The sequence below is a fragment of the Pilosibacter sp. NGB245 genome (assembly GCF_057397225.1).
On the sequence record NZ_CM171584.1, the window covers coordinates 2,529,480 to 2,554,826 of the forward strand.

Here is a 25,347-nt window from a genome sequence, read left to right on the forward strand (position 1 = left end):
GACAGGACCTGCAGTCAGGAATTCGATCTCCGGTCCGGATACAGGAAAAGTCCATTTCTTATACCGGAAATGGACTTTTGCGTTTTTCCCCTGCTGCGGCGCAGACAGGGAGTATTCTGGACTATATCCTTTTGTCTGTCAGACTGTATTTTTCCAGCTTTTTCCAGAATCCGGCAGAATCTATCCTGCCAATCGATCTCTGATTTTTAAAATCGCTGTTCTTCCCTCTGCCGTCTACTCCTCATCCAGCTTCAGGACGCTCATGAACGCCTTCTGCGGGATCTCCACATTTCCGACCTGGCGCATACGCTTCTTTCCTTCCTTCTGCTTCTCGAGAAGTTTCTTCTTTCGGGAAATATCACCGCCGTAGCACTTCGCGAGGACATCCTTTCTCATCGCTCTGACGGTCTCACGCGCGATGATCTTTCCGCCGACGGCCGCCTGGATCGGGATCTCAAATAAGTGTTTCGGGATCTCATCCTTTAACTTCTCGCACATCTTTCTTCCGCGCTCGTAGGCGGAACCTTCGAAGACGATGAAGGAAAGGGCATCGACCGCCTCTTTGTTGATCAGGATATCGAGCTTGACAAGCTCGGACTTCTCGTATCCCTTTAACTCGTAATCGAAGGACGCGTAACCGCGGGATCTGGATTTCAGCGCATCGAAGAAATCGTAGATGATCTCGTTTAACGGAAGCTCATATTTTAAGAGTGCACGAGTCTCTTCCATATATTCCATTCCGAGGTAAACGCCGCGGCGCTCCTGGCACAGCTGCATGATCGCACCGACAAATTCGGTCGTGACCATGATCTCTGCGGAGACGATCGGCTCTTCCATATAGTCGATCTCGGACGGATCCGGCATGTTGGACGGGTTCGTGAGGTCGATCACCTCTCCGTTCGTCTTGTGGATCCGGTATACAACGCCCGGAGCCGTTGTGACAAGGTCGAGGTTGTACTCGCGCTCTAAGCGCTCCTGGATGATCTCCAAGTGTAAAAGTCCAAGGAATCCGCAGCGGAATCCGAATCCAAGAGCGATGGATGTCTCCGGCTCAAAGAACAGGGACGCGTCATTTAACTGTAATTTTTCCAGGGCATCACGAAGCTCCGGATATTTCGCTCCATCCGCCGGGTAGAGACCGCAGTAGACCATCGGAGTGACTTTCTTATATCCCGGAAGCGGTGCTGCACATGGATTTAAGCGGTTCGTCACCGTATCGCCGACACGGGTATCTTTTACGTTCTTGATGCTGGCGGTAATATAACCTACCATACCGGCGCGGAGCTCATCGCACGGGATAAACTGGCCTGCGCCAAAGTATCCGACCTCCACGACGTCGTAGGAAGCGCCCGTCGCCATCATCTGGATCGGGGTTCCTTTCTTAACGGTTCCCTCTTTCACACGGCAGAACACGATAACGCCGCGGTAGGAATCGTAGAGGGAGTCGAAGATCAGGGCCTGGAGAGGTGCCTCCGGATCTCCCTTAGGAGCCGGGATCTTGTGGACGATCGCCTCTAAAACATCTTCGATATTTAAGCCCATCTTTGCGGAGATCCTCGGCGCATCGTGAGCCTCAAGTCCGATCACGTCCTCGATCTCCTCCGCCACACGGTCCGGATCGGCGCTCGGAAGGTCGATCTTATTGATGACCGGGACAACGTCGAGGTCATGATCAAGGGCGAGGTAGACGTTCGCAAGTGTCTGCGCCTCGATTCCCTGGGCCGCGTCAACGACAAGGATCGCGCCGTCACAGGCCGCAAGGCTTCGGGATACCTCATAGTTAAAGTCCACATGACCTGGGGTATCGATCAGGTTGAAGATATACTCTTCGCCGTCCTTCGCCTTATAGACAGTACGGACAGCCTGGGATTTGATCGTGATGCCGCGCTCGCGCTCGAGCTCCATATTGTCGAGAACCTGCGCCTGCATCTCACGGCTCGTTAAAAGACCGGTCTTCTCGATAATGCGGTCCGCCAGCGTGGATTTACCGTGATCGATGTGGGCAATGATACAGAAATTTCTGATTTTATCCTGGGAATAATGAACCATTCATGTTCCTCTCTTCTTTTTTACTTCTGCAGGGATCCGGCGCTCTGAGACAGCCGGTTTCCTGCACATCTTTCTTCGTAACTGTTCAGTCCCTCACAGTTACGAGCAAAAATCCATTCCAAATCGGCTTCGCCGATGGGATTTTTGCCTTCAAGCCTGTGTTTTGTTACGGTCAGCGCAGCAAGTGCGCAGACCTACTGAATAATTACCTTTCTTCTATATTTATCGCATTCATTTTCCCATCAGATTCCCTGAGCAGGCTGATGGGGGCAGAAATGGCAATTTATCATATTAAATATAGCATTATTTGCCTTCATGCGCAAGCAGTTCTGAACATGACCGCTCGCAGATTTTGCCGGTTTTTCCGGGAGCCATGGTCTCACTTTCAGTATTTATGATCCCAGGTCTTCCTTCGCAAATATTTACCTTGCAATTTTTCATTTTTACAGGTTTTGTTAAAGCAATTGACATTCCAACCGTTCTGATTTAGACTTTAATTAACATTCTTTACATGAACTTGACATTCATTTCATTGACTGGGATTTCTGCTCCCGGTCCCTCTTTTGTCACCCGTCCACCATTTTCCTGCTGCGATATCCGGACAGGATCCTGCATGACTCTCCATTTTGGAAACATATCCGGTAACTACTGCAGCCTTTTGCGTCACGCCAAGGAGAACCCGCTATGAACCATACCCCTAAAAAACAAAAATCCATGGACATGACATCCGGTTCCATCACGAAACTTCTCATCATGTTCGCGGTTCCGCTTGTGATCGGAAATCTCTTTCAGCAGCTCTACAACACCGTAGACAGCCTCGTCGTCGGAAACTTCGTCGGCTCCCACGCCCTCGCCGCTGTTGGGTCCACAACAAGTATCATCAACATGATCGTCATGTTCTTCACAGGAACTTCCGTCGGCGCCGGCGTCGTGATCAGCCGCTACTACGGAGCGCACGATGATGAAAAACTCCACATCGCAGTCGAGACGACGATGGCGCTGACTTTCATCTGCGGAATTCTCCTGACCGGACTCGGCATCTGGGTCACCCCGTATATGCTGGAATTCATGTCCACACCGGAGGATGTCCTTCCGTCTGCGTCCGTGTACCTTGAAATCTATTTTTCCGGCGTGTTCGGTCTTCTTGTATACAATATGGGAAGTGCGATCCTGCGCGCGGTGGGCGATACGAAACGTCCCCTCTACTTTCTCTGTCTCTCCAGCGTCATGAACATCGCGCTCGACCTCCTCTTTGTGGTCGGCTTCGGAATGGCGATCGAGGGCGTTGCCTACGCGACGATCATCTCCCAGTTCATCTCCGCTGCCCTGGTACTCGTCGTCCTCTCCCGCAGCACGGAAAATTACAGACTTACCTGGCGTGATCTGCGGATCGACAAAGGAATCTTCAAGCAGATCCTCATGATCGGACTTCCGACCGGATTCCAGCAGTCGCTGACCTCATTCTCAAACGTGTATGTCCAGTCCTACATCAACACCTTCGGTTCGAGCTGTATGGCCGGATGGAGCAGTTATTCGAAGATCGACCAGTTCGTCTTTCTTCCGATGCAGAGTATCGGTCAGGCTTCCACGACCTTCATGAGTCAGAACCTCGGTGCCGGAAACCTTCCGAGGGCCAAAAAAGGAACCGGTGTCGCGATGCGCCTCGCTCTCATTATCACGTTCGCAAGCGCCGCCGTCCTCTTCCTGTTCGCCCCGAGCCTTGTCGCGATCTTTAACCAGGAGCCGGATGTGGTCCGCTACGGAACCATGTTTCTCCGGATGAACGTCTTCATGCTCGCGTTCTGCTGCCCGAACCAGGTTGTCGCAGGAGCCATGCGAGGAGCCGGTGATTCCAGGACTCCGATGCTGATCATGCTGTTCTCCTTTGTCCTGTTCCGCCAGATCTATCTCTATATTGCAACCTCGATCTGCAACACGGCCGCAGTTGTCGGCTTCGGTTATCCGATCGGATGGATCGTGGCATCCATTCTCGTCGAGCTTTATTATATGTCCGGAAAGTGGGAAAAGAAGATCAGTATGTAAGGAAATCCCGGCAGTCACCTGGCCTTCGGATTTTTTAATCTCCCTGTCCATGATCCAACACAAGATCCAGGATATCTGCAAGCGGCTCCATCGCCGCCTTCGCCTCCGCGTATGTGTTTGTCTGCGCGCCCACCTCGATCAGGGCGGAGCGCGCCCGGACATGCTCATTATAGCGGAGGCCTTTTAAATAGATCTTTCTCATCAGTCCCGGATATTTTCCATCCGCCAGAAGCTGCATCTGGAAGCTGAATGCCAGGTTTTCTCTGAGATTCGGATTCGGAAGATATTCGATCGGTCCGTCCGGGCTCATGGACGTCCCATTGAAAAACATGAGTTTTGCCGTCTCGCTCCCGCCGAGTTCCGTCACAAGTCTCGTCCCATCCGCAACGCCGTCCCTGTGGATATCTAAAACCACTTCGATGGACGGATATTTCTGTAAAAGTCCCGTGATCCCATCAAGTGCATAGGTATACGCCGCACTCCGGTCCAGCTTTCCGTCCCGATAATCGTAAACACTCTCATCATGAAACACGTTGTAACCGCGTTCCCGCAAAAGGACCGCCAGCTCCTCTCCCAGATGGATCACATCCGCCTCCGGATTTTCCGGATAATCCGCGTAAGTCTCCTGGGAGTGGGTGTGGTAGATCAGGATCTGCGGACTGTCCGCATTCTTTTCGATGGAAAGATCGGTGGACAGAAATGTTTCTGCCTGCATCAGATCACGGCTCGCCGTCGTGGTCGGATGGACATTATAGAATTTTTTCATCAGATAGTCGTAATCATTCAGTTTTTCTAATATAATGCCGGAATTTCCGGTGTTGAAAATTCCGGATGCCAGGAGATTGTCATCCGATGCAGCTCTTTCCTCATGAAGCTGCCCGCTTTCGGTTTGTTCTGACAGACTGCTTTCGTCTAGTCCTCCGTTCATCCCCTCTTTTATTCCCTCGTTCGCATTTCCGCCTTCCTGTATTGTTTGCCCGCTTTCGTCCCCGTTTTCCTGTATCATTTTCCCGCTTTCGTCCCTGTATTCTTCCTCTCCAGCCTCCCTGCCTGCGATCCATTCCGCCCGCATCGCCTCGTTCTCATTTTCGATCCCGAAGATTTCTTCATACTCCGCATTCAGCCCGCTGTTTTCATTTTTCCGACTTTCCCGGAAAAACGATACGCCTTCATCTTCTTTCCACGCAGGAAGAAATCCCCGCACAATATCGTCAGCGATCTGTACCGCATGATCCTCATAAAATTTACCCAGCGAAACCGAAAAAACTTTTCTCCCCAGATATAAAACTGCCGCACATACCGCCGCGATCCCGATCCACAGCCCGGCATACCGGAGGACTCCCAGTAAATTCCCGAACATCTGCACGACAAACCGGCGGTCCGCCTGAAGCATCCGCTTAAAATAGTACCATCTCCGCCTCATCCTTACCGCCCGGCCCGCCGTTTCCTTACATTTTATGTGCAAGAGCGGTGATTCAGTACCTTTACGCCCGATCGCCGGATACCAATCAAGTCTGCTGCTTTTTTCGAGTACATCACGCTATCGCTGCTGAAGAAATCGCATTTTCTTCACTGGATTTTTCTTATCTCATTTCGGATAAATTTCGCACACACTTTCCATCAGCTCCTGTAACGGAATCATTTTTCGTAACTGTTCATTACACGCCTACAGGAACCTCCCCTGGAGCTTCCTTCGGATGCATAGCAGATTTATTACAGTCAACGCAGCAAGTGCACAGATCTGCTGAACAGTTACCCTTTTTCATTTATTGTAAAACAGCGCCCCATGGATCGCCTCCGATATCGTATAGCTCAGAAAATCCACCCGCTCATCAATATCGTGCGGAGTCACATACATGGGACCAAGATCCGGCTTTAAAAGTTCCTTGACGAGTTCAAAAGTCTCCTCAACCCGGAGCATTTCCGGTATCATCCGCTTTTCCTCTCTTCTCCGGGGTTCTTCCTTCGTCCATTTTCCACCGTTTTTTCGCGTTTCCTTATCTTCCTCTGTTTCTTCGGTCTTGATTGCTTCTTTCTTCGTTTTTTCTTTCTTTGTTCCTTTCTCCTCATCACCGGATCCGCATTCCACCCGCTCTCTCAGCACCTCCGTCATCGCCCCGACCGTGTCGTACACGATCGCCGCCGCCCCGACAACCATCGGAATCCCGATCGCAAAGACCGGGATCCCCAGCGTCTCCTCCGTCAGCCCGCTCCGGTGATTTCCGACCCCGGATCCCGGTCGGATCCCCGTATCGGCAAGCTGCACCGTGACTCCGAGTCTCCCCGCACTCCTGGCCGCCAGCGCATCCACAACGATAACGGCATCCGGCTCTGTCTCCCGCACGATCCCCTTTACGATCTCCGCCGTCTCCATCCCCGTCTGCGCCATGACTCCCGGTGTGATCCCACTCAGGATCGGATATCCATGCTTCCAGCAAAAATCCGTCCCGTACTCCATCGCCAGATGCCGCGTCGCCTGGAGATGCTCCAGCACCTTCGGTCCCAGCGCATCCGGCGTCGCCTCCGGATTTCCAAGCCCCACGACCAGCGTCCTCACCGGCCGCTCCATCCGCTCCGCCTCAAGCCCATGATCCACAAACATCCCCCGCAAAAGCCCCGATAACTCCTCCGAGACCTCCCTGTGGTAATCCTCGTCCTTCTTCGCAAGCGACGGCGCATCCAGCGTCAGATACACACCGACCGGCTTTCCGAGCGCCTCTTCCCCTCTCTCATCACACACCAAGACCTCCGTCACCCGGATCCCTGCGTCCGCCGCTTCCCACTCCCGCATCCGGACCCCCGCGATCTCACTCCCGCTCTCCCAGACCCGCTCCCGCTCCTCGATCGCCAGATCCGTCCGCACCACAAAATCAACATCCGCCTGCCTCATAGCATCTTCTCCTTCCTACCCACGAAAAGTAACCAGACTCTCTTATTTTTCTCTCGAAAAAAGCAATTTATGTATTGACATCCTGGGAAATATTCGCTAGAATGTAATAGTATGTTTACATTGAACTGTCCGTGTCCAGGCTTTGATGCAAAACAAACAGAGATAATTTTTAAAATAATATGGAGGTGTACAGATTGGCTAACATCAAATCTGCAAAGAAAAGAATCGTAGTAGCAGAGACAAGAGCTGCTAGAAACAAAGCAATCAGATCCAAAGTGAAAACTTTCGTTAAGAAGGTAGAAGCTGCAATTACTGCTGGCGACAAGGCTGCTGCACAGGCTGCACTTCTTGCTGCTACAAGCGAGATCGACAAGGCTACTTCCAAGGGCGTATATCACAAGAATACCGCTTCCAGAAAAGTATCCCGTTTGGCTAAAGCTGTAAGCGCAATGGCTTAATTATCATCGAACTGGATTATTACGCATAAATAAAAAAGAACCGCTGATTCCGAGGGTGTGTCGGAACCGGCGGTTCTTTTTTTCACTCCCGCCACTACACAGCGCAGGTATGGCTTCAGACTCAGACGCCTGATTCCAGGGGCTCTGGCTTCCTCTTGGCTCGCGGGAAAATGCGTTGGAGAACAGGGGACACTTGTCTGAGCGCAGCGAGTTGTGTCCCCTGCTCTCCGCCCTTAGCATTTTTTCGCAAGCCTAGAGGAACCGCCCCAGAAATCCACTCGCGCCGGTGGCTGAAGCCATACCTGCGCGTCCCCTCGCCAATCCAACACCCAGCGCCGGTCTGCCTTCAGACTCAGGCGCCTGAGTCTGAAGGCAGGCCGGCGCGTACCTTTCGCCAAGTTTCTAAAGCTAACTTTCCGCCATACCTACCGATACTTCCTAGCGATCAACAACTCCACCGCCAACCGATCCGACAACCTCCCCGTCTTCACCGCTTCCTCCGATTCCACGCAAAACTCCACATAAGAAAGGATCTGCTCCCGCGAAAACGCCCTCGCCTGCGCGATCAGCTTCCCCGCCACAAACGGCGGCACCTTCACCTTCGAAGCGATCTCCCCCTTCTGGGCGCCCTTCCCCGCAAGCTCCTTCACCTGCAGAAGCTGGTTAAACTGCTTCGCGATCAGAAACATGATCCTCATCGGCGGCTCCTTCAAAGTCAGAAGATCCTCATAGAGATCCATCGCCTTCCTCGTATTCCCCGCGACGATCGCCGTCACCATCTCAAAGATCCGGTTCGTGACATGAACCGTCCCGACCGCCTCGACGTCCTCCTTCGTGATCACCTCGCGCCCCATCGTGTAGCAGATCAGCTTCTCCAGCTCCATCCGGATATTCTCCATATCATCCCCGGTCCGCTCCATAAAATACTCCATGACCTGGCGAGTGATCTTCTTCCCGTCCTTTGCGAGGATCCCCGCCGCCCAGCGCATGAGCTGATCCGCATCCTGCTTCTTTAACTCTGCCGCATATCCATTGTCCTTGACCTTCTTATAAAGCTTGTTCCTCTTATCGACCTCGCTCTCCACAAAGACCATGCAGGTCGATTCCGGGATCTCCGCGATATAATTCACAAGCTCCTCCGGCGCACTGTTCTTGAAAAATCCGCTGCCGTCGACCATCACAAGCCGCCGCTCAGCAAAAAAAGGCATGGTGTCCGCGAGACTTATGATCTCCTTCACGTCCGGCCCCTTGCCCTCAAAATAGTTGTAATTCATCGTGTCATCCCCGGCAATCGCCTCCCGGAGACGCTTTTTATAACTGTTCACAAGAAACGGTTCATCCCCAAACAGCAGATAGACCCGCTTAAATGTTTTCTCTTTGATATCCTGGTTTAATGTCTGCATAACCGCCTCCGTGAACTGTACATTTGATCATTTTCTGCCATCCATTCTATCAGAGATGCCACTGCCGGTCAAGCTGCGCCTTTTCCCCTGTCACTGGCCCCTGTCGCTTGATATACGAAAAGCGACCATATTGTTACAATATGATCGCCCTTTTTCGTTGCTCTATTCCCAACCTGTTCTCAATGCTTTCTCAGCACATACCCCAGCCTGTCCACATCGAAATTGATCACCTGCTCCGCCGGAAAATCAAGTTCCTTTAACAGCGCCATCGAATCCTCAAAATGTCCGATCTCATAGCAGATATGGCTGTCCGTCCCCATGAGCACCATGGTGTGATACTTTTTGCATGCCTCCAGGACCTTCCTGATATTTTTCGGTCCGTTAATCCTCGTCGAAAGCGGATTTAACGACCCGTTGTTGAGCTCGATGGCCGTATGGTTTTCCGCAGCTGCAGCCGCAACCTCATCCGGATCGATCGGATACCGGTCATCATCCGGATGACCGATGACCGTCACATTCAGGTTCTCGGCAGCGCCCACGAGCGCCGCCGTATTCTTCACGATCCCAAGATTTGCGATACACGGCGTATGAAGACTTGCAATGATGTAATCCATCTTTGAGAGGATCGGCTCCTCCACATCGATCGAGCCGTGTTCATCAAAAATATTCGCCTCGATCCCGTTCACCAGGCGGACCCCATCCACCTCCTTCGGGATCACCTTAAAATTTTGGAAATAGATGAGCGGTGCCGTTCCCGGCATCATCCGCGCGTGCTCACTCGTTCCAAGGACCTCAAGCCCCATCTTTTTCGCCTCTTCCAGGTTCTCCTTCAGCGTACTGTACGCATGTCCGCTGGCCAGCGTGTGCGTGTGCAGATCCATCAGTGCTCTCAGTTCCATATCAGCCTGCCTTCTTTCTTAAATAGATCGTCTCGCCTTCGTTGTAGAGCTGTCCCTGTCCGGTGTAGACGTTATAGACCGCATCCGTTGTCCGGACCGCGTAGTGGATCTCACGGCCGTTGTACTGTCGGTTCACGATATCCCCGCGGATCCCGTTTCCGTCACGGCTGATCTCGAACTCCTCCGGGCGCACCGGACAGAGTCCCTTGACAAGAAATTCCTTCGCCGCCGGTTCTGTCTCGAAGACAACGTCCTGGTTCTCCACCTTGAACATGTTTCCGAGCCACTTTCCCTTCACGAGATTGCATTTGCTGACAAACGTCGCCGCAAATTCCGTCTGCGGATTGCAGTAAACCTGCTCCGGCGTGTCAAGCTGCTCGATCTTTCCGCTCTTCATGATCAGGATCCGGTCCGCCATGGCGAGCGCCTCACTCTGATCGTGCGTCACATAGATGATCGTTGCCCCCGTGAGCTTGTGAATGTTCTGGATCTCCCGGCGCATGCTGATCTTTAACTCCGCGTCAAGAGCGCTGAGCGGCTCATCCATCAGAAGGATCGACGGCTTCGCGACAATGGCGCGCGCCAGGGAGACGCGCTGTTTCTGTCCGCCTGAGAGCTCCCCCGGATACCGCTTTTCCATCGTGGAAAGTCCCACCGCCTCGATCGCCTGGTCCACGGCTTTCCGTTTTTCGTCCTCCGTCATGGTACAGCGCTTACTGTTTAACGGAAACTCCACATGCTCCCGCACGGTCATGTGCGGCCAGAGAGCAAACGACTGGAATACCATTCCGAGATTTCTCTTCTCCACAGGAACATTTTCATTCTGGGAAGAAAAGATCTCCCCGTCCTTCAGGATGCTCCCCTCGGTCGGCGCCTCAAATCCGCCGATGATCCGGAGAAGTGTTGTCTTTCCGCATCCGGACGGCCCCAGGATCGCCAGAAATTCTCCGTCACGGATCTCCAGGGAAATATCATCTAATGCTGTGAAATTTCCGAATTTTTTAGTAATATGATCAATTTTAAGGCTCATTTTATTCTCATTTCTCCTCGTTCTTGTTTCCTTACGCTCCCTGTCCGACCGCATGGTCTCCGACTTCTTCCGCACTGCCCTCCTGTACCTTCGGGCGCTTTGCGTCCTCCTCATCCTTCTTCTTTACGAGAGCCACCAGGCTGTACACAAAGAATACGATGAATACGATCACTGCGGACATTGCCGCGGACAGACTGTAATCTCCGCCCTGCTGCAGGTTGAAGATCGTAAGACCGATCGTCTTTGTCCCGGCACTCGCGAGCATGGACGACAGCGTCAGCTCCGTCAGCGATGAGACAAAGATCAGGAAGGAACTCGAGAGGATCTGCTTCGCCATGACCGGGATCATGATCTTTCTCCAGATCGTCACTTTTCCGGCTCCGAACACTCTTCCCGCCTCCTCGAGCGCTGGTTCCACGGAGAGCATCGCCGTCGTACTTCCCTTGATCTGTAAGACCACGTATCTTGTCGCATAGGCGATCATCAGGATCTTTACGGTTCCGTAGACACCGGGAACGATGGTCCAGTGGAAGATCATGGCGAGTGCCAGGACGATTCCCGGAAGCGCATATGTCAGTGAGGCCGCGGACTCAAACATCATGGCCGCCTTCGAGTGTTTCCGCACCTTGAGGTACGCAGTCGCCGTACCTGCGATGATACAAATGATACAGGTGACAATGGCAAGCAGGATGCTGTTGAACACTGCCTGACGGACTCCTGCATTCGTAAATACGAACTGGAAGTTCTTGAGCGACAGGTTCTCCGGGCGGAATTTCGTGCCGTAATTCTTTAAAAAAGCGCTCATGATCATGGAAATCACAGGAACCACCGTAAATCCCGCCAGGACTCCGAGGCTTCCCCACTCGAGGATCCGTCTCCACTTCGTCGGAAGCTCATAGCGGACGGAAGTATCTTCCTTCACGCTCTCCAGGTTTGAATTCTTCCGGATCAGCTTTCCCTGGATCAGGGTGCCGCCGATCGCAATGAACGAGAGGATCACGGAGAGGGATGCCGCTTTATGGAAGGAATCCGGTCCGAAGCTGATCGCTTTCTCATAAATGTAAGTGCTGAGCACCGGAATTCCGGAGGAGATCCCTAAGAATGCCGGGATGCTGAAATTGTCGATGGATGCAAGAAACGCCAGCATGCCGCCGCCCGCGATCGCCGGCATCGCCTGGACCATGGTGATCTTCCGGATCGTCTGAAAAGGCGTATAGCCGGAAGTCCGCCCTGCCCACTCCATGTCGCGCGGGATCTTTCTGAGCATTCCCACTACAAGGAGATAGACGACCGGGATGTTGCAGATCCCCATCACAAGGATGATCCCCGGAAGCGTGTAGATATCGATGACCGGAAGTCCGATATTTTTCAATGTCGTGTTCACAAACCCGCGTTTCAGGAGCAGACTGCTCCAGGACAAGGTGATGATGTAGGAAGGGATGATGTACGGGGCAAGGACGAGGAGCTCCAGGAGCTTTTTCCTCTTCACATTCGTGTAGGCGTTTAAGAATGCGAAGAAACTTCCCGCCGCCACCGCGATCGCCGTCGAAGATACCGATATGATCAGCGTGTTCCGGATCGCTTTTGCCGTCCTCTCCTCATGCAGCATGTCCACATAGTTTTGCAGACCAAAGCCTCCGTCGGTCGTCAGACTCATCCGAAGGAGGCTTAAAATCGGCATAATAAATATGAAGCATACTGCGAGGAAAAAGAGGATCCGGCCTGCAATTGTTTTAGTATTACTGGATTTCATGATTTTTCCTCTTATTGTGTACAAATAGCGGTTCGTCCATGTCACTCTGATGGACCGGATGAGCAGACTTGCCGAGCCATTATTTTTCTGATTATTCAAACATCTTGGAGAATGCTTCCTTGTCGGAATCTCTTGTCTCGACCAGAGTCGGAAGATCGTAAGTCAGGTTTGTGATCTCATCTGCGCTCTTTAAGCCCTCCGGAGCCGCAACTCCTTTTCTGATCGGGGTGTAACCGATCTCGGCTGTCGCTTTCTGGCCGTCCTCGGAGAGGATAAAGTCTACGAAGGATTCAGCTGCAGCCTCGTTCTTTGTTCCGGCAACGATACCGATCGGCTCTGTGACACAGAGGGAACCTTCGGACGGGTACACGAATTCGATCGGAGCTCCGTCATTTTTGGAGCGGATCGCCATGTAGTCTACGAGAAGACCGAGACCATTCTCTCCTGCAACAACTGCCTTCTGGACAGCTCCGTTGCCCTTGTCGACCTTCACGCCGTTGTCCTTTAAGCCCTGATAGAACTCCCATCCAAGACCGTCTGTTCTCGTGATGACTCCGAGGTTATATGCAGCTGCTCCGGAATAAAGCGGGCTCGGCATGATCAGCTCGTCCTTGTACTCTGCCTTTGTGAGGTCCGCTAAAGACTCCGGAATGTTGGAGATCACATCGGTATTGACCGCGATACCGGTGCTGATGATCTTTGTTCCTGTGTAGGTGTGATCCGCGTCATAGAAGCTCGGATCGATCTCGGAGAGTTCCGGGGACTCATAGCTCATCAGGATGTCTTTCGCCTTTAAGGACTCGAACGTCGCCGCATCGGATACGAGAAGGACATCTGCGAGAACGGAACCGGCCTCTTTCTCTGCGAGGACCTTGCTGACAACTTCCTCAGTTCCGCTTCTGAAGATCTCAACCTTTACATCCGGGCAGGATTTATTGTACTCTTCCACCAGCGCCTGGATGTCTGCCTCCGGCTGGGAGGTGTAGACGGTCAGGGTTCCTGATGCGTCCTTCTTCTCTGCTGCCGTTGTCTCCGCCGCCGTTGTTTCTGCTGCCGTTGTCGCTGCCGCTGTTGTCTGTGCAGCCGTTGTCTCCGCCGGTTTACTGTTGGAACTGCAGCCTGTAAGTGCCAGGATAGCCGCTGTTGTTAAAAGTACGTTTAATTTCTTCATTTCTTTTCTCCTTCAGTGTTTGTATATATTGAATGTTTTCTGTAAGCGCTTCGTAACGATCTCCCTCCTCATAGCCCTCGATGACCATCGGAAAGCCATATGCCAGAAGTCTCGGGTAGATCTCCTCAAAATCAAAATCACCGTCCGGGATCGGCGTGTGAAGTTTTGTGCCTTTCTTGTTTGTCAGATGAACCTTTGAGACGCGTCCCATGATACGGATGTTCTCGAAAAATTCCTCCTCCGTCAGGCTGTGTGCCAGATCGATCGTGTAGGTCAGCTTTCCTCTCAAATCCCTCACGATCCCGAACATGCCGTCCGGCGTCGTCGCCATCTCCTTCGGAATGTGTTCCATGATCTCCATGGAGATATCCACGCCCCGCTCCTTCGCGTATCCGTAAAATTCCCGAATGCTTTCGTAGGCCCGGTCTCTGGCCGCCTCGTCCTCTTTTAATGTGTATCTCGGCGGATGAACCGTCACCTCGTCAGCTCCAAGCTCCACAGCCAGATCCACCGATGACTTGATCTCCTCCACGGATGCCCTCCGGACCGCATCGTTTAATGCCGCGTAGTTCAGATCCCAGCTCTTTGCGTGGACTACGATGTTCAGGCCCAGCTCTTTTTTCAGCCTGCGGATCGTTTCCAGATCCAGCTTTTTCGTCTCCGCATGCTGCGCCCACAATTCGATCCCGTCAAAGCCATTCTCTGCCGCTGTCCTCATGAGCGTCTCTGCATCGGCGTCCCACATGAGCGTCGATGAAAAATAAAATCCTTTCATTCTGTTTCTTTCCTCCAGACAAACAGAATTATAGAAACAGGATGTAAAATTCAAAAGGATTACTTTGTAAAATTTCGGTAAGCGAAAACCAAAATCTTTTTTGCGGATGTAAAGTCCTGTCATTTTGTGTCAAGGAACGTCATGATTTCGATATAAGTTACGAATTACCTTTTTAACTCGGTCTCATCCCTGAAATGACAAGAAGACAGTGAGCTTTTTTCAAGTTAAATACATCCATGATCCATCATACGGTCAATCGGACATATGTGACTTATGTAATTTCTTTTCGTATAAGCCGCACCTTGGTTCCTCTTCACATGGATTCCCTGCAGCGTCTTTGCTCCCGCCGCGGCCGGCTTATCGTCGCGGCCGGCTTATCATTTCTCCCGGATCATCGTCCGCACCCGGATCTTCTTTCCATCCGTCCGGATCATGACGGCGCCGGATTTTCCGGTCTCGAGGATCTCAGAACCGGCTTCTTTCAGTCGTTCCTTCACTTCCGGTGCCGGATGGCCGTAGCGGTTCTTTCTTCCATAGGAGAGCACTGTGATCGACGGGGACAGGGTTTCTATAAACCTTTCCCCTGAGGATGTCGCAGAACCATGGTGACCGGCTTTTAAGACCGTCACAGGAGTCAGGATCCCGGAATCCAGAAGTATTTTCTCCCCGCTTTCTTCCATATCTCCCGTGAGAAGCAGCGAAAACCGTTTAAGCGTCAGGCGAAATACCAGGGATTCCTCATTCCGGTCTGCGAATTCCCTCTCCCCGTCCGGGGACAGGCATTCCAGCTTCATTCCTTTTCCCGGAAAATCTTTCCATATATCGCCGCGTTCGGCATAAAACACAGGAATCCCCTGCTTTTTTGCCAGCTCCGCCATCGTCCCGTAGATCTCATCTGTTCCTGCTTCCGGCATCATAAGACCGCCCACCATGATCCCCGATTCCGGGTGTTCTAAAAGATACCGGATCCCGTTGATGTGGTCCTGGTCTCCATGGGTCATGACGGCAAGATCCAGGTGCGCCACACCCTGACTCTTGAGATACGGGACCAGCGTCTTCTCCCCGACCGTCTTCTGCTGGCTGCTGCCGCAGTCCACAAGGACTGCTTTGTCGGATGAACGCAGAACGATCCCGTCACCCTGCCCGACGTCGAGGAATGTGACGGAAAGACCTGCGGGGCGGGATGGGAGAAGGAAACAGAATGCGGCGAGCCAGCAGACAGTAAGACCGAACAGGCGCTTCCTTTTATCGAACTGCATTCTGCATTTTCTCTGATGTTCCAATTGTCTGACTGATTTACAGACTCTCTTTCTGATCATGTTTTTTTCTGAATTTTCTGTTTTTTGTCCGTCCGCCATTTCTACATCTTTTTTTCCAATCTTTCCTCTGTCTTTTTCTCCTCTCTCCCAACCGTTTTCTGCCATCATTTTCCCAAATTTTTCCCAGGTTTTCTCTCCCCGCTCATAGATAACCGCTCCCAGGATCAGACATCCGTAATAAAAACCGATCTTCCACACCTCCGGCTGCCCAAAAACGAGCTCCGCCCCCGGAAGCTTTCCGGTGCTGCTGCAGACGAATTCATAAAAACGCAAAATATAATGTGCGCCTCCGAGCATGGCGCTCCCCACCGATATTGATAAAAAGGACAGACCAAGTCCAAGAAATCCCGATATGATCACATACGTCATCAGCGGGATCACGATAAGATTTAAGAACACCCCGTAGAGCGGGATTCCAAAAGAATGCCAGAGAATGACGGGTGCCGTCACCATCTGGAGTGAAAGACTTGTAAAAAAGGCGGACGCCGCCGCAGAAGACCGTTCCCCCGCAAAAATCTTTTCCCCGCGAACCGAAAACAATCGTCCCGGGTAGACTAACGATGTGACGGCGAGAAAAGAGAGCTGAAATGAGGCCTGCGTCAAAAGAAAAGGATGAGCGAGCAGGAGTCCCACAGCCGGAATGCACATCGCCGTCGGAAGATCGTAGGTCCTCCCAACAGCCGCCGCCAGAAAGGAGAGCAGCGCCATCGAGACCGCCCGTACCACAGAGGCACCGGAGCCCACCATCATCCCGTAGACGCAGAGAAAGCCGCCTGCACCCACTCCCGCAAACCAGAATCCTGCCCCGCCTTTCCGGAATATTTTCCAGATTCCGAGTCCGACGATGGAGACATGAAGTCCGCTGATCGCCAGAAGGTGGGAAATCCCGTTTTTCCGGTAAAGTTCATAGACGGCACTGTCCAGATCCTCTTTCTCCCCGAACAGGACCGCCGACAGGATCCCGGCATCCTCCGGGAGTGCAATCGTCTTTAAGCGTTCCGAAAGAGATCGGCGGATCCGGTACAGGCGATCGGCGATGATCCGTGTTTTTCCTCCGGTCACCGCATATCCGTCCGCGTAGACGATCCCGGAGATCCCCCGGGACCTGCAGTACAGACGGTAATCGAACCCGCCCGGATTTCTCGCCGGATCCGCAGCCTTTCCCTCTCCAAAGACACGGATCCTTTTTCCTGCAGAAAGTGACTCTGAATTCCATCCCACACTTTCACTTTCATTTGTTTCTGCTTCCACGATCTCAAGGTAACATAAAACTCTCCGGAATCTCCCCACCAGTCCGCCGTTTTCCTCTTCCGAGGTACAGTCCCCGAGAACAACCTCCAGCGTCCCGTCCTTCTCCTTCACCGACCGGACGGTCCCGTTTAAAACCACTCCATCCTCCTGTTCCTCCAGAAAAAATCCCTCTTCCCGCAAAAATGCCGCCTGTTCCGCCTCCATCCTGAGACTCCCCACAGCCAGTCCCGCCATAAAAAGAAGGACTGGCAGCCTGTATCTGCTCTTCCGGCGCGCAAATGCGCACACCAAAAAGAGCAGCCAGACTGCCAGTCCAAAAATAATCTGCTCTGCCGGGATCCACAGGTTCAGTGCCTCTCCAAGTACCAATCCCCCTGTCACACACAGCAAAGGTCTTTTAATCGTTTTTTCCTCCTGCGATATAATCGTAGTTTCGTTCAAACACCGTGCTCAACGGGATCTGGTCCCGGAACACATCGTCTTGGGACCCGTTGATCCGGATCTGCACACGGCTCACCGTGGAAAGTTCCGCGAGGGAATCCACGATGGAATAGATCGGAATGTATGCCGCCACATCCAGACTGTTGTTCAGGAACGCCGCATTAAAGTTGATCGAGCAGACGGAATCGTTGACGGACACATTCAAAAGCTTTACATCCGACGGGATCGTCGCGTAATGGCCGAGCTCCTGCGGTCCCTCGATCAGCTGCTCCACGATCAGACGTTCCAGAGAAGTATTGCTGTTTTGCATGACTTCCCGTTTTTCTTCCACCAGCTGATCCCCTGTCTCGTTGGCAAAATACAGCGTCAGCTCGGTCCGCTCGAAGGAGTTGACATCCCGGATACTGTCCACGAAATCTGACGCCGACAACATCCCGACCGGGTTTCCGGCTGCATCCGTGATCGGCTGCTCTGCACAGTAGATGCTCAGATACTCGATCCCCGGGATCTGGGTCAGCGTCTTTGTGAGAGCCGCCCGGCACAGGATCTCCTGCACGGAATTCATCAGCGCATAATTGGCATCCGCGTACAGGTACAGAACATTTCCTTCGATCCGATAGGTGATCTTTTCGATCCGCTCCGGCAGCGCTCTCTGACAATCGAGATCCGCCGGAACATTTCCCATCTTATCGAGCAGCTCCCGCACCAGCGCGTCTGTATCCGCCGTTTCCGTCCGGTACTCACTCCCGACAAGCTGGATCCCGGATGCGTTTAAATAGTAGATCGTATAGGCATTTCCGCTCTGCTCCACAGCTTTTTCCCCTGTACAGCCGCTCAAAGCAAACAGAAGTGCGAAGAGGAGAAAAAATGCCCGAATCTTCAACAATTTCTTCATTTTTCCCTCCTACGGAATATAGATGAGCGGGATCCGCACCATGAAGGTGCTTCCCTCTCCCTCGACGCTGTCCACCCGGATCGCGCCGTGATGCATCAGGACCACGCTTCTCGTGATCGCGAGTCCGAGGCCGGTACCTCCGGTCTCCCGGGACCGCGCCTTGTCCACGCGGTAAAAACGCTCAAAAACTCTTTCCTTAAATTCCGCAGGGATCCCGATCCCGGAATCTGCCACTTTCAGATAGAAGAACTTATGGTCAGCATCCAGCGTTACCCGGACCCAGCCATCTTCTTTGTTATACTTGACCGCATTCTCCACAAGATTGTTTATCGCCAGTGAGAACTTCACCTCATCGATATCCGCCGTGACATCGCGCTTACTCTCAAAGATCAGCTCAATGTTCCGTTTTCTGGCGATCGGGCGCAGGCGCTTTAAGACCATCTCGATCAGTCCGTTGATCTGGACCTGCGTGCAGGAAAGCTCCGAGGATGCCTTGTCCATCCGCACAAGAGTCAGAAGATCATCGATGATCTTGCTCTCCCGGTCGATTTCGTCCGAAATATCATGCATAAATTCCTGGTAAAGCTCCTTCGGCGCGTCCTCCATTCCCATCAGGGAATCCGCCAGGACACGGATCGACGTGATCGGAGTCTTGAGCTCATGGGAGACATTGGAAACAAATTCCTGCCTCGACTGATCCACAGCCTTTAGCTTCTCCAGCGTCTTATTGATCGTCCCGGAGATCTGCTTCGTCTCCCGGTATGCTTCCTCGTTGACATCCTCATCCAGATTTCCGTCACCCGCGCGCCGGATCGACGCGATCAGCGTTCCGAACGGCTTCATGATCAGGTGAACTGACAGGATTGTCACGATCAGTACGATGACGAAGATCATCATCTCGTACAGGGATGCCTTATCTTTCAGGCTCTCCTCCAGGCTGTACATGCTCTCCGTGGACGCGGTAACGATCATCACTCCGGCTGTCTTTCCCGTCGTGATCGTTCCCGTCTCCTGCTCAAATTCCGGGATCGGGATCGCCAGGACGAAGTAATGTTTCAGACTGTCGTACCGGCTCGTGTTCTCTCCCTGGAAACACCGGATCACCTCGTCCGAGATCAGCGTCTTTCCGTCAGAGATCGCGAACGTATCCTCAACGATCTTAAAGCCGGAATTTACGATCAGGATCCGCCCGCTGAAGATATCCGACAGGAGCGATAATTCTGTGTCGATGGCCGCATTATCCAGCGCGGAGTTTGTGAGGTATCCGCTTCTCGACATCTTATTGCTCAGGATCTGACACTGGTTCTGGACATCGATGATTCTGCGCTCCACCTGCTCCTGCCGCGAGGAGCGGGCGAGGATCCGGCTCTCCACGAGGAGCGGGATCATACAGAATAAAACAGTCAGGATGATCAGAGGAAGTTTGACGCTCGGCGTATGTTTCCGGTAGATCTCCCGGATCCGTTCCCTAATTTTTCTCATGTTCCTCTTCCATCTTTCTTGTTGCCGTCAGCGCAAGGCTGCCCGGTCCGATATGGCAGGCAATGCTCAGGGAAAGCGGTGCCAGATAGATATCTGCGTCCGGGAATCGCTCTTCCACTTCCTTCTTAAACTCCAGAGCCGCCTCCTCGTTGTCCGAATGGGCGATCGCAAGGTGGCAGTCTTTGCACTCACTGTCATGAAGTCTCTCATCCAGCTCTTTCTGGATCGCATTCATCATCAGTGTCTTCGCCTGCTTCATCGTGCGGGCCTTTGCAAAGGAATCCAGCTTTTCTCCCAGGATGATCAGGACCGGCTTGATCCTTAAAAGTGTGCCGAGAGCCGCGGCCGCCGGTGTGATGCGTCCGCCTTTTTTCAGGTATTTCAGGGTGTCCACCGTGACAAAGATCACGGAATCAGCCGCTGTCTCCTCCAGGCACTTTTTGATCTGTGCGCCGTCCATTCCCATATCTGCCAGCATCATCGTGTCCTTCACGGACTGATACTGGGTCACGGAGATCCGGTGATTATCAACGACAAATACCTTTCCCTCGTACTCGTCCTCTCCCGCCAGCATCATTGCAGTCGCGCAGGATCCGGAAAGTCCGGCGGACATCGGGATGTGGACGATCTGATCATACTCTTTTAACAGTTCATCCCACAGTTTCATGATGGAGTCCGGTGTCGGCTGTGAGGTCGAGATATCGGAATTGTCCTTCAGCCTCTGATAAAACTGCTCCTGGGTCAGTGTAATATCCTCATAATACGTTTCTCCATCTATCATAAACGGCATCGGCAGGACCGTGATCCCCATCTCTTTTGCCTGTGCCTGGGTGATCCCGCTGTTGCTGTCTGTAACAACTGCGATCTTCATACAAAATTTCCCCTTTCTGTTTCTCTTCGCCCGTTACTATATCATACGGATTTTTCCATTCAGAAAATTCCTACCTTTGAAAAGTAACCCTGTCCCGCTGCGTTTTTTCTTTTCTTCCACGCAGACAGACCTTCTTTTTATTTTAACCGATTTCCTATATAAATGGAAGTCCAAAACTACCCAAACTGTGGACGAATATTCAAAAATATGATATGCTGAGCAGTAAGCGAGTGAAAAACATGCTTGCATGTTTGGCACGAGCGGCGAAGCCGATTACGGCAGCTGCGCAGCAGCGCTTAGCACGAAGTGCGAGCCGTAATATGTTTGAGCAGTAAGTGAGTGAAAAACATGCTTGCATGTTTGGCACTTTATTTTAAATTCTGGAGGGAAAGGTTATGCCTTATTGTCCGAAATGTGATATGGAATTTGTTGAGGGGATCAAGATCTGCAGCGACTGCGGCGGTCCTCTCGTGGAATCAAAAGAAGTCGCTGACGCGATGAAACAGAAAGAAAAAGAAGAACAGCTTGCCGTCATGGCGCAGGAGATGGATCCGTTCTCCGGTGAGATGGCCAAAACAGAAGACGCGGATCCCGACGAAATCTCTTCCGCCAAAAAGAAGCCGGCTGACGAGATCGTCCATGCCTACGTCGATAAAGGGCAGCGCTACGAGGACATGAGCTCCTCCGCATCCGCATTTTTCCTGGTCGGCGGGGTTCTCGCCGTGGGAGCAGCGCTCTGCCTTCTCGGCGTCTTCCATCTCCCGATGGAGGGATTCCAGAAATACATCTTTGAGGGGGCACTTGTCATTCTCGCCGTCGCCAGCCTTGTCGTCGCCGTCTCCTCAAGGAAACGCGCCGCCGAGTTAAAAGTGGAAGCCGACGACGAAAAACGGGAGACTCAGGAGATCATCGACTGGTTCTTAAAGAATTATTCCGCAAAAGAACTCGATGAGCAGCTCTTGATGGAAGATCCGGATCTTTCCGGTGAAGAGCTGAGTCTCAAGCGCTTCGAGCTGATCCAGGATTTTCTGATCACCGGCCGCGATATTCCGGACCAGGCCTACGCAGATTCGCTGTGTGAGATGCTGTACGCGAAGCTGTATGATGAGTAATTTTCCATTAGACAAAAAGGACTGTCTGGCTGATAATTTTTCAGTCAGACAGTTCTTTTATTTGATACTTTTCATGGTAGGAATTTTCTGAACTGAAAATTCTGTATGATACAGTTCTGGCCGCGGATTTCCTACCTGTCTTTTTCACCATTTCGGATATGACTCGTCACACGCTCTGCTCTACTCAAATTTCACGATTTCCTTCTTTAACCTCATCATGATCTTCTTCTCGAGCCGCGAAATATAGGACTGCGAGATTCCCATGAGATCCGCCACCTCCTTCTGGGTCATCTCCGCCCCGTCCTGGCGCTTTAGGCCGTAGCGCAGCTCCACGATCTTCCGCTCTCTCGGACTCAGCCGGCCCACCGCATTTTTCAGGAGATCCTTTTCCACCTCGTCCTCCATGTCCTTGTAGATCACATCCTCATCGGTGCCAAGGATATCCGATAAGAGCAGCTCATTTCCATCCCAGTCCACGTTTAACGGCTCATCGATGGAGACCTCCAGCTTCATCTTGCTGGTTCTCCTGAGATACATGAGGATCTCATTCTCGATGCATCTGGACGCGTAAGTCGCCAGCTTGATATTCTTCGTCGGATTGAACGTATTGATCGCCTTGATGAGACCGATCGTCCCGATAGAGATCAGGTCTTCGACCCCGACGCTCGTGTTGTCAAATTTCTTTGCTATGTAAACGACCAGACGGAGATTGTGTTCGATCAGCTCTGATTTTGCCTCTTTTTCCTCCTCCGTTCCAAACTTATTTAACGCCTCCGTCTCCTCCTTCAAGGACAGCGGTGCCGGGAGGATATCCGCGCCTCCGATATAATGGATTTCCCCGCGCTCCGGCCGGATCATTGTCCGGAATCCCATCACTTTTTTTAACCGAAACCGGTTTGGCATAGAAATTCTCATGATCATACTCATTTTCTCCCTTTCATAACTTATCAGTGAAAAGACTTTCCGGCAGGATCATCGTAAAATCTTTTCTGAAAAACAGCGGTTCCTTCGAGACAGCCACGACCGGTCTGTCAATCCGGACACTCCTGTTTTCTCCGTCCATGATCTCCATCCGGTCGAACAGGATCCCCGGAAGCATTCCGCTTTTTGTCCCTACCGCCCGGTACGGGATCATCAGGACGCCTGCCGGCTCGCTCCCAAACTCTTTCGCATCTGCCGCTGCGATAATGCTGACCGGCTTTCCCGTCACAGGTTCCACGAGACGGTTCCCGGAATCCTCCATCGCGGTAAACTCCTTCGATCTTCCGTTCAGGAAAAGTCGGACCTGATACCTCATTTTTCCGATCACCGGCCGCTTCACGAGCGCCTCCGCAAAGAAGCGGACTCCCGCACAGAAAAATCCCATAAACAGAAGACTTTTCCACCCGGTGAGAAAGCAGCGCTCCCGCAAGACCGCAAGACCGCTCTGCAGGATCCCCGCTGACAAGACCAGCAGCCCAAGCTCCTTTCCCCTTTGAAAGAACGCTTTTTTCCATCCGGACACTCTTTTTGGGGGAAGCGCAGCCGTTATAATCAAAAAACCGTTTATCAGAACTTTTCCGCTTTCCCAGAAAATCCAGACCGCCAGGCTTCTTCCCGTAATCCGTGCTGCGATTCCTGACAGCTCAAGGCAGGAAACTGCGGTCCCGCAAAGTCCGCCTGCAATTCCCGCCGCCAAAAGCCGGAAAACAGAAATCTTCTTTCTCCCGAGCACCGCCGCCAGCCACAGGATCAAGACATCCCGGTACGCCTCTTCCAGAAAAAAGAGATCGGCGTACCATTCATATTCCACCGGGATTCCCCCTTTCCGCATTCCGGACCGTCAAAGACCGCCCATACTGCGTCAGACAGGATTTTCAGTTCCGATCATCCGTCCCCGAAATCCTGATATCGTTTTCCAACAGTATACCTGTCTTCCTATCCGGAATTTGTCAAAGCGGGGACGCGAACCCTGGAAACTCATCGGGTTCTTCCAACAGATTCTTCCCTGTTTTTTCGTAAAAATTGGAAATTTTCGCTGATATTTGCAGGATCTGTGAAAACAGAGGAAAAAAAGAATGCGGATCCAGACATTTTCCTGTCGGGATCCGCGATGAATTTTTATAGAAGTGATGTATAAAATCTCAGCCATGCTGTGCCTTTTAGTTTCACAGGAAGTTCCATCGGAATTTTCTATGAAACCAAAAAGACCCGGGAAGATTTCTCTCCCTGGGTCCTCATATGTTCATCCTTACTGTTTTTAAGCAGCTTGTCCATTCTCAGGATCTTATCTGCGGTTCTTTAAGAAATCCGGGATGTTGATCTGAGTCTCGCCGCGCTGTGCCGGACGGTAAACCGGTGCGTTTCCGGTCGGAATATTGTACTTCGGAGCAGACTCTGTTGTAGCTGCTGCCTCAGACGGAACTTTTACGGTCGGAGCAGTTCTCTGGATCGGAGCCTGCTGAGCCGGAACTTTTGTCTTATAGTTTGTAAAGTCCTTCATTGCGCGCTCAACCGGTGTGTTTGCGCCGTGAGCGTCAAGACCTGTCGCGATAACAGTGATCGTTACCTCGTCCTCTGCGTTCTCATCGTACATTGCACCGAAGATGATGTTTGCATCATCACCTGCGAGCTCCTGAACATAACCGGCAGCCTCGTTTGCCTCGATCAGGCTGATATCACCGGAAATGTTGATGATCACGTGGGAAGCGCCCTCGATCGTTGTCTCAAGAAGCGGGCTGGATACAGCCTGTTTTACAGCCTCGAGTGCCTTCTCGTCGCCCTTCGCCTTGCCGATACCGATATGTGCGATGCCCTTGTCTGTCATTACAGTCTGAACATCTGCGAAGTCAAGATTGATAAGACCCGGAACGTTGATCAGATCTGTGATTCCCTGTACAGCCTGAAGAAGGACCTCATCGGCTTTCTTTAATGCATCCGGCATGGTTGTCCGTCTGTCAACGATCTCAAGGAGACGGTCGTTCGGGATTACGATCAGAGTGTCAACTGCGTTCTTTAAGTTCTCGATTCCCTTTAACGCGTTGTTCATTCTCTGTCTTGCTTCAAAACGGAACGGCTTTGTTACAACGCCGACTGTCAGAATTCCCATATCTTTCGCGATCTGAGCGATCACCGGAGCTGCACCGGTACCGGTTCCGCCGCCCATACCACAGGTAACGAATACCATATCGGCTCCCTTTAATGCCTGGGAGATCTCCTCCTGGCTCTCCTCGGCTGCCTTCTCACCGATCTCCGGTTTTGCACCGGCGCCAAGTCCTTTTGTGAGCTTCTCACCGATCTGCATAGCAGTCGGAGCTTTACAGAACTGAAGCGCCTGTTTATCTGTGTTGATACCGATAAACTCCACGCCCATAATATTTTCTTCTACCATGCGGTTTACCGCGTTATTTCCGGCGCCGCCGACACCGATCACAAGAATTCTTGCGGCATTCTCTGCCTCGTTTATCTTAATCTCTAACAAGAATGTCTCCTCCTTTAATATCTATCAATCTATTATATTTTCATT

19 protein-coding genes are annotated in these 25,347 nt (G+C 52.1%); 3 read left to right on the forward strand and 16 right to left on the reverse strand.

Annotated features, from left to right (window positions below):
- Positions 1-234 precede the first annotated feature (234 nt).
- Positions 235-2,049, reverse strand: a complete 1,815-nt coding sequence (gene lepA, locus ACXMYH_RS11390) for a translation elongation factor 4 (RefSeq protein ID WP_118515568.1) — start codon at positions 2,047-2,049, stop codon at positions 235-237.
- 684 nt (positions 2,050-2,733) lie between these two features.
- Between lepA and ACXMYH_RS11395 the strand changes: the two genes are divergently transcribed.
- Positions 2,734-4,092 (forward strand): MATE family efflux transporter, encoded by a 1,359-nt coding sequence (locus tag ACXMYH_RS11395; RefSeq protein ID WP_118530780.1) that lies wholly within the window; start codon positions 2,734-2,736, stop codon positions 4,090-4,092.
- Positions 4,093-4,126: 34 nt separating this feature from the next.
- Here the strand turns inward: ACXMYH_RS11395 and ACXMYH_RS11400 are convergent, their stop codons facing one another.
- Together ACXMYH_RS11400 and gpr are read right to left on the reverse strand one after the other, a co-directional pair.
- Positions 4,127-5,515 (reverse strand): stage II sporulation protein P, encoded by a 1,389-nt coding sequence (locus ACXMYH_RS11400; protein WP_243022265.1) that lies wholly within the window; start codon positions 5,513-5,515, stop codon positions 4,127-4,129.
- Positions 5,516-5,854: 339 nt separating this feature from the next.
- Positions 5,855-6,982 (reverse strand): GPR endopeptidase, encoded by a 1,128-nt coding sequence (gene gpr / locus ACXMYH_RS11405; protein ID WP_486554924.1) that lies wholly within the window; start codon positions 6,980-6,982, stop codon positions 5,855-5,857.
- A gap of 194 nt (positions 6,983-7,176) precedes the next feature.
- On the opposite strand from gpr, the gene rpsT reads away from it, so the two are divergent.
- Positions 7,177-7,440, forward strand: a complete 264-nt coding sequence (rpsT, locus tag ACXMYH_RS11410) for a 30S ribosomal protein S20 (RefSeq protein ID WP_021905348.1) — start codon at positions 7,177-7,179, stop codon at positions 7,438-7,440.
- A gap of 425 nt (positions 7,441-7,865) precedes the next feature.
- Here rpsT and holA read toward each other — a convergent pair whose 3' ends face one another.
- The 10 genes from holA to ACXMYH_RS11460 form a co-directional block, all read right to left on the reverse strand.
- Positions 7,866-8,843, reverse strand: coding sequence for a DNA polymerase III subunit delta (holA, locus tag ACXMYH_RS11415; RefSeq protein WP_118515570.1), 978 nt, complete (start codon positions 8,841-8,843; stop codon positions 7,866-7,868).
- A gap of 179 nt (positions 8,844-9,022) precedes the next feature.
- Positions 9,023-9,742, reverse strand: a complete 720-nt coding sequence (locus ACXMYH_RS11420) for a phosphatase (RefSeq protein ID WP_486554925.1) — start codon at positions 9,740-9,742, stop codon at positions 9,023-9,025.
- A gap of 1 nt (position 9,743) precedes the next feature.
- Entirely contained in the window at positions 9,744-10,772 is a 1,029-nt protein-coding gene (locus ACXMYH_RS11425) for an ABC transporter ATP-binding protein (RefSeq protein ID WP_215703332.1), read from the reverse strand.
- 31 nt (positions 10,773-10,803) lie between these two features.
- Positions 10,804-12,525: an ABC transporter permease gene (locus ACXMYH_RS11430; RefSeq protein ID WP_486554926.1), complete on the reverse strand. Its 1,722-nt coding sequence runs from the start codon at positions 12,523-12,525 to the stop codon at positions 10,804-10,806.
- A 91-nt stretch (positions 12,526-12,616) separates the two neighbouring features.
- Positions 12,617-13,696 (reverse strand): ABC transporter substrate-binding protein, encoded by a 1,080-nt coding sequence (locus tag ACXMYH_RS11435; RefSeq protein WP_486554927.1) that lies wholly within the window; start codon positions 13,694-13,696, stop codon positions 12,617-12,619.
- A complete protein-coding gene (locus tag ACXMYH_RS11440; protein ID WP_486554928.1) occupies positions 13,626-14,471 on the reverse strand; it encodes a sugar phosphate isomerase/epimerase family protein in 846 nt (281 codons plus the stop codon). Before ACXMYH_RS11440 ends, ACXMYH_RS11435 begins: the two co-directional genes overlap by 71 nt.
- Positions 14,472-14,848: 377 nt before the next feature.
- Entirely contained in the window at positions 14,849-17,410 is a 2,562-nt protein-coding gene (locus tag ACXMYH_RS11445; RefSeq protein WP_486554929.1) for a ComEC/Rec2 family competence protein, read from the reverse strand.
- A 28-nt stretch (positions 17,411-17,438) separates the two neighbouring features.
- A complete protein-coding gene (locus ACXMYH_RS11450) occupies positions 17,439-18,377 on the reverse strand; it encodes a GerMN domain-containing protein (RefSeq protein WP_405578418.1) in 939 nt (312 codons plus the stop codon).
- A gap of 9 nt (positions 18,378-18,386) precedes the next feature.
- A complete protein-coding gene (locus ACXMYH_RS11455) occupies positions 18,387-19,859 on the reverse strand; it encodes a sensor histidine kinase (RefSeq protein ID WP_182426776.1) in 1,473 nt (490 codons plus the stop codon).
- Positions 19,846-20,730 carry a DegV family protein gene (locus ACXMYH_RS11460; protein ID WP_329751679.1) on the reverse strand — a complete coding sequence of 295 codons (885 nt, stop codon included), beginning with the start codon at positions 20,728-20,730 and terminating at the stop codon, positions 19,846-19,848. Before ACXMYH_RS11460 ends, ACXMYH_RS11455 begins: the two co-directional genes overlap by 14 nt.
- Before the next feature lie 395 nt (positions 20,731-21,125).
- Here ACXMYH_RS11460 and ACXMYH_RS11465 point away from each other — a divergent pair, with 395 nt between their 5' ends.
- On the forward strand, positions 21,126-21,842 hold the full coding sequence (locus ACXMYH_RS11465; protein ID WP_215703329.1) for a hypothetical protein: 717 nt from the start codon (positions 21,126-21,128) through the stop codon (positions 21,840-21,842).
- A gap of 180 nt (positions 21,843-22,022) precedes the next feature.
- Here the strand turns inward: ACXMYH_RS11465 and sigE are convergent, their stop codons facing one another.
- From sigE to ftsZ, 3 genes are all read right to left on the reverse strand, one after another.
- A complete protein-coding gene (gene sigE, locus ACXMYH_RS11470; RefSeq protein ID WP_329751678.1) occupies positions 22,023-22,763 on the reverse strand; it encodes an RNA polymerase sporulation sigma factor SigE in 741 nt (246 codons plus the stop codon).
- 16 nt (positions 22,764-22,779) lie between these two features.
- The gene (locus tag ACXMYH_RS11475) at positions 22,780-23,634 is read right to left on the reverse strand and encodes a sigma-E processing peptidase SpoIIGA (protein WP_329751677.1); all 855 of its coding nucleotides are present in this window, start codon (positions 23,632-23,634) and stop codon (positions 22,780-22,782) included.
- Positions 23,635-24,108: 474 nt separating this feature from the next.
- Entirely contained in the window at positions 24,109-25,302 is a 1,194-nt protein-coding gene (gene ftsZ, locus ACXMYH_RS11480; RefSeq protein WP_118515276.1) for a cell division protein FtsZ, read from the reverse strand.
- Between the last annotated feature and the right edge of the window lie 45 nt (positions 25,303-25,347).

What these genes read in the sequence shown, in the direction of transcription:
- lepA (WP_118515568.1), bottom strand. Translation starts at nt 2,049, where the DNA reads ATGGTTCATTATTCCCAGGATAAAATCAGAAATTTCTGTATCATTGCC.
- ACXMYH_RS11395 (WP_118530780.1), top strand. Translation starts at nt 2,734, where the DNA reads ATGAACCATACCCCTAAAAAACAAAAATCCATGGACATGACATCCGGT.
- ACXMYH_RS11400 (WP_243022265.1), bottom strand. Translation starts at nt 5,515, where the DNA reads ATGAGGCGGAGATGGTACTATTTTAAGCGGATGCTTCAGGCGGACCGC.
- gpr (WP_486554924.1), bottom strand. Translation starts at nt 6,982, where the DNA reads ATGAGGCAGGCGGATGTTGATTTTGTGGTGCGGACGGATCTGGCGATC.
- holA (WP_118515570.1), bottom strand. Translation starts at nt 8,843, where the DNA reads ATGCAGACATTAAACCAGGATATCAAAGAGAAAACATTTAAGCGGGTC.
- ACXMYH_RS11420 (WP_486554925.1), bottom strand. Translation starts at nt 9,742, where the DNA reads ATGGAACTGAGAGCACTGATGGATCTGCACACGCACACGCTGGCCAGC.
- ACXMYH_RS11425 (WP_215703332.1), bottom strand. Translation starts at nt 10,772, where the DNA reads ATGAGCCTTAAAATTGATCATATTACTAAAAAATTCGGAAATTTCACA.
- ACXMYH_RS11430 (WP_486554926.1), bottom strand. Translation starts at nt 12,525, where the DNA reads ATGAAATCCAGTAATACTAAAACAATTGCAGGCCGGATCCTCTTTTTC.
- ACXMYH_RS11435 (WP_486554927.1), bottom strand. Translation starts at nt 13,696, where the DNA reads ATGAAGAAATTAAACGTACTTTTAACAACAGCGGCTATCCTGGCACTT.
- ACXMYH_RS11440 (WP_486554928.1), bottom strand. Translation starts at nt 14,471, where the DNA reads ATGAAAGGATTTTATTTTTCATCGACGCTCATGTGGGACGCCGATGCA.
- ACXMYH_RS11450 (WP_405578418.1), bottom strand. Translation starts at nt 18,377, where the DNA reads ATGAAGAAATTGTTGAAGATTCGGGCATTTTTTCTCCTCTTCGCACTT.
- ACXMYH_RS11455 (WP_182426776.1), bottom strand. Translation starts at nt 19,859, where the DNA reads ATGAGAAAAATTAGGGAACGGATCCGGGAGATCTACCGGAAACATACG.
- ACXMYH_RS11460 (WP_329751679.1), bottom strand. Translation starts at nt 20,730, where the DNA reads ATGAAGATCGCAGTTGTTACAGACAGCAACAGCGGGATCACCCAGGCA.
- ACXMYH_RS11465 (WP_215703329.1), top strand. Translation starts at nt 21,126, where the DNA reads ATGCCTTATTGTCCGAAATGTGATATGGAATTTGTTGAGGGGATCAAG.
- sigE (WP_329751678.1), bottom strand. Translation starts at nt 22,763, where the DNA reads ATGATCATGAGAATTTCTATGCCAAACCGGTTTCGGTTAAAAAAAGTG.